At 48.5% G+C, this 10,614-nt stretch carries 22 protein-coding genes; 13 read left to right on the top strand and 9 right to left on the bottom strand.

The window, feature by feature from the left end; genetic code table 11:
• Positions 1-255: 255 nt before the first annotated feature.
• From gamL to ACMV5H_RS24225, 6 genes are all read right to left on the bottom strand, one after another.
• Positions 256-546, bottom strand: a complete 291-nt coding sequence (gene gamL, locus ACMV5H_RS24200; RefSeq protein ID WP_414822639.1) for a host nuclease inhibitor GamL — start codon at positions 544-546, stop codon at positions 256-258.
• Positions 543-725, bottom strand: coding sequence for a hypothetical protein (locus tag ACMV5H_RS24205; protein WP_414822640.1), 183 nt, complete (start codon positions 723-725; stop codon positions 543-545). The genes gamL and ACMV5H_RS24205 overlap by 4 nt, the downstream gene beginning before the upstream one ends.
• A gap of 132 nt (positions 726-857) precedes the next feature.
• Complete coding sequence (locus tag ACMV5H_RS24210) at positions 858-1,058, bottom strand: hypothetical protein (RefSeq protein ID WP_414822641.1); 201 nt, start codon at positions 1,056-1,058, stop codon at positions 858-860.
• The gene (locus tag ACMV5H_RS24215) at positions 1,058-1,216 is read right to left on the bottom strand and encodes a hypothetical protein (protein ID WP_414822642.1); all 159 of its coding nucleotides are present in this window, start codon (positions 1,214-1,216) and stop codon (positions 1,058-1,060) included. The genes ACMV5H_RS24210 and ACMV5H_RS24215 overlap by 1 nt, the downstream gene beginning before the upstream one ends.
• Positions 1,217-1,465: 249 nt before the next feature.
• Positions 1,466-2,683: an RNA-guided endonuclease InsQ/TnpB family protein gene (locus ACMV5H_RS24220; protein ID WP_414822643.1), complete on the bottom strand. Its 1,218-nt coding sequence runs from the start codon at positions 2,681-2,683 to the stop codon at positions 1,466-1,468.
• Between the two features lie 18 nt (positions 2,684-2,701).
• Complete coding sequence (locus ACMV5H_RS24225; RefSeq protein ID WP_414822644.1) at positions 2,702-3,025, bottom strand: antitermination protein; 324 nt, start codon at positions 3,023-3,025, stop codon at positions 2,702-2,704.
• 294 nt (positions 3,026-3,319) lie between these two features.
• Here ACMV5H_RS24225 and ACMV5H_RS24230 point away from each other — a divergent pair, with 294 nt between their 5' ends.
• Positions 3,320-3,496, top strand: coding sequence for a hypothetical protein (locus tag ACMV5H_RS24230; RefSeq protein WP_414822645.1), 177 nt, complete (start codon positions 3,320-3,322; stop codon positions 3,494-3,496).
• Between the two features lie 52 nt (positions 3,497-3,548).
• On the opposite strand, the gene ACMV5H_RS24235 is transcribed toward ACMV5H_RS24230, so the two are convergent.
• From ACMV5H_RS24235 to ACMV5H_RS24245, 3 genes are all read right to left on the bottom strand, one after another.
• A complete protein-coding gene (locus ACMV5H_RS24235) occupies positions 3,549-3,899 on the bottom strand; it encodes a hypothetical protein (RefSeq protein WP_414822646.1) in 351 nt (116 codons plus the stop codon).
• Between the two features lie 609 nt (positions 3,900-4,508).
• Positions 4,509-4,850 carry a DUF3024 domain-containing protein gene (locus ACMV5H_RS24240; RefSeq protein WP_414822647.1) on the bottom strand — a complete coding sequence of 114 codons (342 nt, stop codon included), beginning with the start codon at positions 4,848-4,850 and terminating at the stop codon, positions 4,509-4,511.
• 40 nt (positions 4,851-4,890) lie between these two features.
• Positions 4,891-5,619, bottom strand: a complete 729-nt coding sequence (locus ACMV5H_RS24245; protein ID WP_414822648.1) for a helix-turn-helix transcriptional regulator — start codon at positions 5,617-5,619, stop codon at positions 4,891-4,893.
• Between the two features lie 116 nt (positions 5,620-5,735).
• Here ACMV5H_RS24245 and ACMV5H_RS24250 point away from each other — a divergent pair, with 116 nt between their 5' ends.
• The 12 genes from ACMV5H_RS24250 to ACMV5H_RS24305 all read left to right on the top strand — a co-directional run bounded on the left by ACMV5H_RS24250 (position 5,736) and on the right by ACMV5H_RS24305 (position 10,556).
• Positions 5,736-5,969 carry a transcriptional regulator gene (locus tag ACMV5H_RS24250; protein ID WP_414822649.1) on the top strand — a complete coding sequence of 78 codons (234 nt, stop codon included), beginning with the start codon at positions 5,736-5,738 and terminating at the stop codon, positions 5,967-5,969.
• Between the two features lie 137 nt (positions 5,970-6,106).
• On the top strand, positions 6,107-6,403 hold the full coding sequence (locus ACMV5H_RS24255; protein WP_414822650.1) for a CII family transcriptional regulator: 297 nt from the start codon (positions 6,107-6,109) through the stop codon (positions 6,401-6,403).
• A gap of 24 nt (positions 6,404-6,427) precedes the next feature.
• On the top strand, positions 6,428-7,147 hold the full coding sequence (locus ACMV5H_RS24260; RefSeq protein ID WP_414822651.1) for a GIY-YIG nuclease family protein: 720 nt from the start codon (positions 6,428-6,430) through the stop codon (positions 7,145-7,147).
• A gap of 11 nt (positions 7,148-7,158) precedes the next feature.
• Positions 7,159-8,031: a hypothetical protein gene (locus ACMV5H_RS24265; protein ID WP_414822652.1), complete on the top strand. Its 873-nt coding sequence runs from the start codon at positions 7,159-7,161 to the stop codon at positions 8,029-8,031.
• 3 nt (positions 8,032-8,034) lie between these two features.
• A complete protein-coding gene (locus tag ACMV5H_RS24270) occupies positions 8,035-8,883 on the top strand; it encodes an ATP-binding protein (protein WP_414822653.1) in 849 nt (282 codons plus the stop codon).
• Complete coding sequence (locus ACMV5H_RS24275) at positions 8,880-9,077, top strand: hypothetical protein (RefSeq protein ID WP_414822654.1); 198 nt, start codon at positions 8,880-8,882, stop codon at positions 9,075-9,077. The genes ACMV5H_RS24270 and ACMV5H_RS24275 overlap by 4 nt, the downstream gene beginning before the upstream one ends.
• Positions 9,078-9,094: 17 nt before the next feature.
• Positions 9,095-9,361: a hypothetical protein gene (locus ACMV5H_RS24280; protein ID WP_414822655.1), complete on the top strand. Its 267-nt coding sequence runs from the start codon at positions 9,095-9,097 to the stop codon at positions 9,359-9,361.
• 2 nt (positions 9,362-9,363) lie between these two features.
• A complete protein-coding gene (locus ACMV5H_RS24285; RefSeq protein ID WP_414822656.1) occupies positions 9,364-9,657 on the top strand; it encodes a hypothetical protein in 294 nt (97 codons plus the stop codon).
• Positions 9,654-9,827, top strand: a complete 174-nt coding sequence (locus ACMV5H_RS24290) for a hypothetical protein (RefSeq protein WP_414822657.1) — start codon at positions 9,654-9,656, stop codon at positions 9,825-9,827. The genes ACMV5H_RS24285 and ACMV5H_RS24290 overlap by 4 nt, the downstream gene beginning before the upstream one ends.
• Positions 9,824-10,000 (top strand): hypothetical protein, encoded by a 177-nt coding sequence (locus tag ACMV5H_RS24295; RefSeq protein ID WP_414822658.1) that lies wholly within the window; start codon positions 9,824-9,826, stop codon positions 9,998-10,000. The genes ACMV5H_RS24290 and ACMV5H_RS24295 overlap by 4 nt, the downstream gene beginning before the upstream one ends.
• Positions 9,997-10,119: a hypothetical protein gene (locus tag ACMV5H_RS24300; protein ID WP_414822659.1), complete on the top strand. Its 123-nt coding sequence runs from the start codon at positions 9,997-9,999 to the stop codon at positions 10,117-10,119. The genes ACMV5H_RS24295 and ACMV5H_RS24300 overlap by 4 nt, the downstream gene beginning before the upstream one ends.
• Positions 10,116-10,556: a hypothetical protein gene (locus ACMV5H_RS24305; protein ID WP_414822660.1), complete on the top strand. Its 441-nt coding sequence runs from the start codon at positions 10,116-10,118 to the stop codon at positions 10,554-10,556. The genes ACMV5H_RS24300 and ACMV5H_RS24305 overlap by 4 nt, the downstream gene beginning before the upstream one ends.
• The last annotated feature ends 58 nt before the right edge of the window (positions 10,557-10,614 follow it).

Consider the following 10,614-nt stretch of genomic DNA (forward strand, 5'->3'; position numbering starts at 1 on the left):
CGAAATACAAGGAGAAAGCTACAGGAAAAAGACCTCAAACGCAGTGGCAAAAAAGCCATCTAAATGATGGTGTGGGAGCGGCCATTGTAGTTGACGCCGGATCGGCAAAAGTAATTGACGTCTAATAGCTGCCTTTAAACGGGTTAAAGTAGAGGTTTGCCGGGCTTACACTGATTGCCTTGATAGTCGTTGAGCCTATCGCCTCATCCTTGTGATAGTCCTCGTTTGAAATGTCGTAGTAGATGCCGGGCTCCATCACGCCACCTCTCTGAATGTTCCGTTAATCAGCTCGTTGTCTGCGGCTTCCTCAGTGGCATGAGACAAGCAAATTCGGTCAACCATGTCTTTGTATGCCTCTTGAGAATCATCGCGGCACAGGCCTAATGTGTTGCGCAGGAACGGGGTCGCAAAGTCAGCTAGCTCAACCGGCCACTTTTCGGTTAATTCATCAGCTCTGGCTCGAATCCACTCGCTCTTGGATTGCTCGTATTCACTTCGGCTTTCCCGAGCATCTTCGGCCCGGTCGTAGTTCATATAGGCATTCATGGGCGGCCCTCCTGCGTTAGCATTTCAATCAGCTTCTCAAACTGCTTTTGCAACCAACTTTTCTTCGGTGGTGGGGTGAAGCTGGCGCTGGTGAGGATGTTTGAGCGGTGGTGCTGGAGTTTCAGCAAATAGTTAATGGAGCAGCCCATGCCGGACTGCCCTGCGATGGCGTACATCATGGGCTTTTCCTTAAATTGAGATAAAAAAATGCCGCCCATATTTGAGCGGCTAACTGATAACATTGAGGGTGTTGCACTGGTCTGGAGCCAGTATCAAGCCCACTCGAAAATAAAAATGAGCTTTGTACTGTGCTACTTTTTGCGAGCTTCTAGCATTGCGTCTGCCATTTCATAGGCTTCTTTGGCTACACCGCAAGCCGAATAACAACCTGCATTTACTAGAATCCCCTGCATAGCCAGGCCTGCGAAGTGGTCACGAATAGACATCCCTGACGCGCAAACGCTCGTTTCATGCCAGATTGGAAACGCTGGCCCGCCTGTTTCTTTGCTCATCACGCGCTCCTTTCGGTCATAATTTCAACGGCAACGCTATATCCCGGATAATCACGCGCATCATCTAAATCTTCGATAATTGCCTGCTTCAACTCCTCTAGCCCTGAAAAGCCGACTTCTTCCAACTCTTCCTGCGTTACTTCAACCTTAATCCTCATCCCCAAATCCCCCACACAACCCCAATCCAAAACACAGTGCAGCCGCTTATCATGGCTGCAAATACCTTCCCGCGATAAGACATGCTGCACCCCTCCAATAAAAAAGGCCGCTCTACGCAGCCTCTCCGGTTTCTTTCAGACTCTCGATGTAATCACGAGGGTCGTCATATTCATCGTTGTACCAGTCAGCCCCACGCATCACGTATAGAGGCAGCGTTGACATCCTCCTCACCCTACGGGCTTGGATTCCTACAGCGTACAGACGGAAGTCTGGTTCGCCTCGGCGGGTTCCTGCTTCAACGGGTGACCTAACTGCATCATCCCTCCACAGGCAAGCGCGGCGTGTCCCGCCGCTAATATATTGCGAGCGCCGTTGATATCAGCGTTCTCGGTATATCCGCATTCCAGACATTTGAACTGGCTTTGCGATTGACGGTTTTCTTTTGCTGTGTACCCGCAGCAGGCGCATTTCTGACTAGTGTATGCGGGGTTAATCACTATCACCTGTCCGCCTCGCCAAAGTTGCTTGTACTCTAGTTGGCGGCGAAATTCGTACCAACCCTGGTCCAGTATGGAGCGGTTTAATCCTGATTTGGCCCGGACATTTCTACCGCGCTGGCTTACTGTGCCCGCTGCTGACTTTGACATGTTGGCAACCTTCAAATCTTCAATGACGATCATCGCGTGGTTTTTGCTGATTGTCGTACTTAGTTTATGAAGGTAGTCACGGCGAATATTATTAATACGAGAATGCAGGTTTTGTACTTTGCGTTTCGTTTTTCCCCAGTTTTTGCTGAACTTCACCTTACGGCTCATTTGGCGCTGGAGTTTAGCGAGTCTCTTTTGGTTGGATTTAAAGCTGTTTACAGGCTCATATATCATGCCATCAGAAAGTGTGGCGAATTTTGCCACTCCTACATCCACCCCGATCATTGAAGCCGATTCATGTTGAGGTTCTGAAACTTCGCGCTCAGTCTGGATGCTTACGTACCATTTGCCACATGACTGGCTGACTGTAGCGTTCTTTACTTCGCCCACTACCTGGCGACTATTCCGATAGCTGATCCAGCCTAGTTTTGGCAACGATATGCGATTATTTCCCTGATCGAGCTTCACTCCTTGTGGGTAGCGAAAGGAATCGTTTTGGCCGCGTTTTTTATAGCGTGGGTATGATGCTCTTTTTTGAAAGAGGTTCTTATAGGCTCTATCAAGGTCTTTTAACACTTGCTGCAACGGCTGAGATGGTGATTCTTTTAGCCACTGTGTTTCAGGTGAGCCTTTCCATTCCACTAACCACGCAGTCATTCTTGTGTAGGGAACGTATTTATTTCCGGCCTCATGCATTTCGTTCTGTAAAGCTAATGATTTGTTGAAAACAAAACGGCAAGCCCCAGCAAAGCGCCGCATATCACGCTCTTGCTGGCCGTTAGGCCTTAACTGGAATTTGAAGGCTTGAAGTATTTTCATATGCATATCTTAACAGAACTACCTCGCTGTCACGTTAGTTGTCTTACGATGCCCTGCTGCAAATCTGGCTACCTCAGGTAAGCAACAGTTGTCTGAATTGCTCACCGGCTTACTGAAGTGGGTGATGGTTACCAGCTCGGCACGGCTTGAAGGTTTGCGAGCTGCTACCACTTCCTGGCTTACAGCCTGTACAACTTCCGGCTGCTGACCCAACGCCTTGCAAATCCGCAACTCAACCAGCTTCCGATCAATCGCTTCTGCTGAACGGCGCTGATGGCGGCGAGTCGCTGCGTTTTCTTTGCTTACCGGCTTCACTGACTTGCCATAAGTAATCGTTGTCATGATGACTCCTAGATGATTGGTGGCTGACCTGTCGCAACAGGGCACTCACTAATCGGTTAGGTTCGGTGCGTTCTCGGCACCTTCCGTAGAGCATCCAAGCTCGTTGTTACAAAGAGCGTCCCGGTGGGCTGGGGTGACGTTGTTCTGTCGATGGGGTAACTTTATCTAAATGATAAATATCTGGCAATAGCAAAATGATAAATAAATGTGGTTTTTTATTATCTTTATGATTAATTTGATAATTTATTTTTCGTGCTATAGTGGTTTGATCGTAATTTAATCAAGGGGGTTGTTATGGACATGGAAAAAGCGCACGAGGCTATGTGCCTGGTGATCGGTGAGGCGGTGGTTCAGATTTGCGCAGAGGATAGGACAGTCACGAACGAGTCGATCATTGAAATGATATTGATGCTGTCAGATGGTACCGAGGTAGATTTGGCGGTGGAGTTTGCGTTGGACGCGCTGCGATAGGCACAAAAAACCCGGCTCGGGGGCCGGGTCATCTTTGAAGGGAGTCATAATGTTATGCTGCCTTTTTTGGGCCTTTCTTTGGCTGCTTCATCTCCTGAGAGTGGAATTCCTGTAGAATTCTTTTCTTCTCGCAATCAGCAAAGCGGGTCAGAACCTGACGGATCAATGGTTGATATCCCAAGCCATTCAGGTCGGCAATCATTTTCAGGTCCTCAATAAGTGACTTGTTTAATCTAATTGAAATTGGATGTAGCTCAAGGGCGTCATTTAGCTCTGTGTCACCAATGTCATCAGAAACTTTTACGTGAGCTTCGCTACAGCCAAGCTCACGATTGTCCCAAGCCTCGTCTGTCGACGTGATCAGGGTCGCGCTTTTAGCTTGTTTCTCAACGTGTTTGTTCATGATGTAACCTTTTATTGATATCCGAATTTGTTGTAAATGCGTATTTCATCCGAGTTTGGCGTGTAAGCGCTTCTGATCGCTACACCTCTGTCTGGATAGAAAATAAACACTATCTTTAACTTTACGCCATAATCCGTTTCTGAAATAAACCATTTTGTAACCGGATCAGACCTGTGGTCTTCCCTGTCATCTTCTAGCAGCTTTCCCGTTCGGTTCGAAAAACACTGTACGATGTCATCTTCGGTTACTGGCGGTGATTTGTTCGCAAGTTTATGCCTAATTTTTTGAGATATGAGTAGCTTCATGTGAGGTCACACACTCTCCATAGCGCGTTTGTGTATATACAACATATGGCTTAATGCAGCTTAATACAAGGTTTTCTGTCAAAATAAATTACTGTTTTTAATTACAGTTTTTGTGTATGCATATGAATACAATGATGTTTTGTTAATTTCTTTTTGTATATACAAACCGCGGACTAGACTGTACCTCCTTGCACCTTGCTGGTCAACAGGTGGTATGCATTTTTGTTTTGTGCTAGCGGTGGCACTCTATGCCCGCTAGTGCTTCCGCCTGCCACCCACCCACCTACCCGAACGTCTCTTCCACTTATCCGAAGAAGCAGCCATGCCGGTCAGTACGAACCATCTCCAGCGCATCGGCTAGCGTCTTGGCTTTCTCATACAGCTCCCACTTGAGGCTTGCTCGCATCCAGTAGACATTCCATGTCTTCTGAGAGCGGACGTAGGTTATCTTAGCTGTGGCGTGCTCCATCATTTCACCAGGCTCACCGTTCCACTGAGGACGCACCTCTAAGATTTCGATGGTCTGGTCATCAATTTTGTAGGCTATATCCAGCTCTGATCTGATATGCACCGGAGGTCGTCGGCTTTCAACGAACGCCTCAACTTCTTTTTTGACTGCGTGAAACTCCAAATCGTTAAATGCCATTCTTCCTCCCGTCAGCTATACGTCTCTTCCGGCCACTGGACTAGTTCGAAATGTTAAGTCCGTTAATCGACTTGACCGGCACCTCGTCAAGGTCAACGTAGCGAGTTGCCTTCACAATCGCTGAAACAAAATGCATCTTTTCAATCTCCCCAGGCTCCAGCGTGACCGGCTTATGATCGTTATTGATGCTGGAAAACTGATAGTTTCCGTCGCGCGTCTTGGTCATCACCTTGATCATGTTGTGGCCGTCTACTGTTCTTACAAACACTTCATCGCCTGAATGCACATGCGTGTTTGGCTCAATAACGACAAACTCGCCTGACTGGATACGAGGGTGCATGCTGTCACCCTTCACCCGTAGTCCGTAAGCCTCTGCGTCCGAGCTGTAAATTTGCAGCCATCCAGCACGAACTTCTACCATGTCGATCATGCCATCAACCCCTAGGATAGCCTCACCAATAACCGGCACAGATCCCATCCTAGGCTTGCCTGCATATTCAAATTCATCATTTTTTGCAGGATCGCTTTCAGCCATCTCTGCTTTTAGTGAGTCCATCCACCCAACTGCAAGACCAAGAGAAGCTTCTATTTTCCTCGCTAACTTATTGCCAATATTACGAAAAGCATTATCTCCCGTCAGCTGGCTTAGCTGAGCAGGGACAAGACCGCACAGGACGGCGAAGTCCGCGCGCGTAGACCCAGGGTTTTTATCAAGGTGATCTTTCAACAGGGCTGCAAGGTTTGCTCGCCGAATATCTTTAGTTTCCATACATAGAGTCTCGCTCCATTTAGCATTTAGATAAATACTCAAATTGATAAATATCGATTGCGTAAAATTTATCATTTGGATAAACTTAACTTGAATATAACCATGAGGAAGTGACTATGAGTAATGACTTACTCCGATGGAGGAAGGAAGCCAGTTCTGTTGAGTGGTCAAAATTGGCAGACCTTGCAGAGACCTCAGTTGGTTACCTAGATCAAATTGCTTACGGATTTCGCCGGGCATCTCCAAGCAAGGCAAAGCAGATTGAGGCAGCAACTAAAAAGTTTGAATCCATCACCCCAGTAACAAAAGAAGATTTGGTATTTGCCGCTGTTCGAGCAACCGCCGCGTAACACCATCACCGCTCTTTTCACAATAGGCATGAAGCCTTACACCGTCGCCGAGAACGCGACAAATCCAAAAAACAAATCACTAAGTGGTCACCCCACAGGGCTGATCACGTACTTAACCAACAGGGAAATTATCACTTATGGAAGTTGCAAAGACACGCAAAGCCGCTCGTCAGATTGAGAGCGCATTGCTTAACAAGATTGCTGTGAAAGGGGTTAGCTCTATCGCTGATGCGGTTGGGGTAGCTCCGTCACAGGTAACCAGGTGGAAGGATTCACTCGTACCAAGAATGGCAATGCTGCTGGCGGTGCTGGAGTGGGGCGTCGTTGACGATGACCTTGCGAGGCTGGCTAAGCAAGTGGCGGAGTTGCTGACACCAAAGAAAAAGCCCACGGCGGCAACCGTAGGCTCTAATCAAATCACTATGTCGTTTTAACTGGATCAACATACAGGAGTAATTATGACCATCAAAGCTGACGAAGTAAAGGTCAATGAAATGCGTCAGAAAATCATTGATGAGGTAATCAGAATTGAGGAAGAGCCTGTCCGAGAGATGAAAATTCCTGAAGGTTTCAGCCTGGGCGGGTGGGTCTACGTTCTAAGTAATGAGGCGATGCCTGGAATTTATAAAATAGGCATGACCACATCAACGCCGGAAATTAGGGCCCGCGAAGTCTCTCAGGGTACAGGCGTTCCGCTGCCATATGTCGTTGAACTAGCTTATTTCAGCGAGTCACCAAGGAACGATGAAGCGAGCATTCATGAATACCTAGGTGACTGCCGCATCAATTCAAGCCGTGAATTCTTCAAATGTGACTTGGATGAAATTGTTGAGGCTTGTGAGGGGTGCGGACTGCACGAAAGGGACGCAGCAGTAGAGCGCATAGCCGACAGGTGTGACGTCATAACCTTCGACCACAGGAACACGCTGAACCTCACCAAACTGTTTGAAGAGATCGGTATCGATACCTTCGGCAATGAGTACGCAATAGCTGAGGGGTTGATAAGGATGGCTGCGAGGACGGTAAAACGGCAAGCAATGGACGGATTATCCCTTCTAATTCATGACGGAAAGGTCACTCGAATAGTTCAGGAAATTACCCAACAGTACGAAGCGTATTGTGCCGCCCACCCTGACTACGAGCCACGCAAACTGTCAATCTACAAAACTCCATTTTAAGGCGCAATCAAATGGCCAGATCCCGAAACATCAAGCCTGGGTTTTTCACAAACGACGAACTGGCAGAGTGCAGCCCTTATGCCCGCCTGCTGTTCGCTGGATTGTGGACTATCGCAGATAAAGAAGGGCGATTGGACGATCGCCCGAAGAAGATTAAAGCACTTGTACTACCTTTTGACACCGTTGATTGTGACGACCTACTCGCGCAATTGCATGCAAAGAATTTCATCACCCGTTACGTGGTTGAAGGCAATGGCTACATCCAGATCAACAACTGGAAGAAGCACCAGAACCCACACTGCAAAGAAGCGGCTAGTGACATACCAGAACTGAGCAAGCAGGAAAGTAGCAAGGAAGAAGCACCGGTAAAGCCTGATGCTAATCCAGTGCAATTATCGGAAGAAAACTCTCAACCTATTGAAATTAATAAAGTACCAGAAATGCATGGTGCAAGTACGGTGCAAGTACAGGTCGAGAACAGTTTAAATCCTGCTGATTCCCTTAACCTGATTCCTGATTCCCTTAACCTGATTCCCTCTAACACCCAACCCGCTGATGCGGCTTGTTCAGAAGGGGAGGCCAAAGAGGCAACGGTTCACCAAATGGCAAGCCGCTACGCCTTCGAGGGGAATGTGGTTCGCCTAAGCCACAAAGACTTCGATAGCTGGAAAGCGCTTTTCCCAAACATCGACCTCGTTGCAGAGCTAACGCGCCTGGATCTGGAATTCACCCACGAGAAGCCAAAGAGCTGGTTTAACACTGCCAGTGCCAAGCTGAACTACCAGAACAAGAACGCTTACAAGCAGCCGGTGAAGCGAGCCGTTAACGAAAACTTTGCTTCGAAAAACTACGGTCAGACTGATGCCCCTGCATGGGCGGAGTAAGCCATGAACCTGACAGAAAAAATCACCGAACTCGAAAAGACCATCGCATCGCTATCACAACCACCGGCACATATCGAACACACCGAAGTGGTTATCTCGAAAGCGCTGTGTGACAAGCATGGCGAGTTTGACCAGCGAACAAGAGTAACTACCGGGCCAGTTAAGCTGCCAGCACGCGGATCTTCCTGCCCCCACTGCCTGACGGAAGAAATTGCCAAGCTGAAGCGGGAGCAGTCAGACACTGACGAGCGAGCGAAGCAACGGCGGATCTCCAGCTTGATGGAAAACCTGCAACTGCCTGAGCGCTTCAAAAGCTGCACCTTGCAGAACTATGAGCCGGTCAATGATGACGCAGCCAGATGCCTAAGACTCTGCCAAGCCTATGCGGCCAAGTGGCCTGACAGGCTGAAACAGGGCGGCGGACTGGTCATGTGCGGTATGCCGGGAACCGGGAAGAACCACCTCGCGCTGGCGATAGCAAAACACGTCATCCAGACACACCAGGATTCAGCGCTGTTCACCACGGCTCTGCGTGTGGCTAGGGCGTTCAAATCAACGTGGAACAAGAACGCCGATATGACCGAGTCGGAAGTCATCAAGGCCTATACCGACCCTGACCTGCTCATCATCGATGAGGTTGGTGTCCAGTTTGGCTCTGAGTCTGAAAAGCTCATCCTGTTTGAAATCATCAACACTCGTTACGAGAAAATGCGGCCGACAATCCTGATCAGCAACCAGACCAGGGAAGAGTTAGGTGCATTCATCGGAGAGCGTGTTATCGACCGCATGAACGATGGCGGCGGTTGCACATTGGCGTTTACGTGGAGTAGCTACCGGTCGAGGGCAGCATGATGGAAATTGAAGAAATCAGCGACGACGTGATGGTGTCCTTCAATCTGGAAGAGATGATCTCCTACCTGATAACTGCTCGCGAGCACGTCAGCCAGCTTGTTGATGATGGGTGCCACAAATCAGCAGCTATCGGCGTTCTGAATGCACTTATGGACCAGCTAACGACGATTGACGATGAGCCAGCGGCTCACTAAGCAGCAAGGAGATAACCATGGATAAGCAAGAAACAACGGTTTACATCACGAAATACGCGCTGACCGCCGGCGTTCTCAAGCGAGAGGGTGAAATCAGTGAGTCAGGCTCGGTCCAGTACAGGGACCCAGTACATCGTGGCTTGCTATGGGCTTGGCATACAGATTTCAGGCTAACGGAAGCTGAAGCTCTGGCTAAAGCCGAGGACATGCGCAAGAAGAAAATCGCAAGCTTGAAAAAGCAGATCGCCAAGCTTGATGCAATGACCTTCACGATTAAGGAGTGACCATGGATAAGCAAACAGAGAGCCGGGAAGCATTTAAAAAATGGTGGAACGAACCTGAGCAAGCCGAACTGCGGCTAAGTTGCGCTGAAGGCTGGGGATTCCGCATCTGGACTGCCAGCAGGGAGAGCATTGACCTTCCAATCAGCATAGAACCTTCCGATACACCGTCAAGCGTTATCTATCAGATAGGCGGATCTGGCTTTGGTATTGATGAGTCGATATCTGAAGGGTATTCCATTGGGTATAACTCCGCCATCCGGGCTATCGGCATCAGAATCAAAGGGGAAGGGGTATGAGTGACGAGTATTTCAAACTTCGTGCCGATGGCTTGCCAACGCGCCGAGAGTGGGAAGAACAAGTTATCGAAGCAGCCCGCAAGTTCGTCAACTGCAAAGGCCGCTATCACTCAGAACAGAACATGACAGCTCTTATCGAGCTATTCAGACAGGAGCCAGAGAAGCCATGAGAATTAAAATAATCAAATCAACCGCAACATCAATGCCAATTGGCTCTGTGTTTGATGTTCACAATGGAGAGCATGGTCAATATATCGTCAGCAAATACGGCACTGATGAGTATTTGAAGTACCTGCCGTTAGCAGGTGTGCATTTCGTATTCGAAGAGGCACCGAAACCATGAACGAAAAATATAGCAAGGACTTAGTAGTAAATATTGACGAGGGAATGCGCAACTGGTCATCCCGCAACTACCGCCGCCTGGTCAAGAAGGCCCAGAAGAAACGCAAGGTGAAGCCATGAAAGAACTAGACAGTTTTACCGTCGGTGAACTGGAATACTTAGCCTCGAGTGAAATTGAAAACGACGTAACGCGCAGACTGGCCCGCATAGCTCTAGCAGCAAAGACAGCCGAGCCAGTGGCGTGGTGGACAGGGCCAGAACCGACTTTAACAGGTGAGCTTGAGAGCATTCACGACCATGAAACTGGCGGCCATTACCTGCCGCTGATTTCTATTAGCACAACATCAGAAGCGGCCTTAAGCAGAGAGAGGTTTATTTTCAAAGTCGCCAATTTCCTATGCACACGCCGTCAAAGCATTGCCCGTGAGGTTGAAACAGCGTCAATGATTTATGACATGGTAAATACGCAGGTTACGGAAAGACAAAAGATATTAGACGTCAATTACTTTTGCCGATCCGGCGTCAACTACAATGGCCGCTCCCACACCATCATTTAGATGGCTTTTTTGCCACTGCGTTTGAGGTCTTTTTCCTGTAGCTTTCTCCTTGTATTTC

This window comes from Serratia sp. N21D137 (assembly GCF_047530005.1).
GTDB classification, from domain to species: Bacteria; Pseudomonadota; Gammaproteobacteria; order Enterobacterales; family Enterobacteriaceae; genus Chania; species Chania fonticola_B.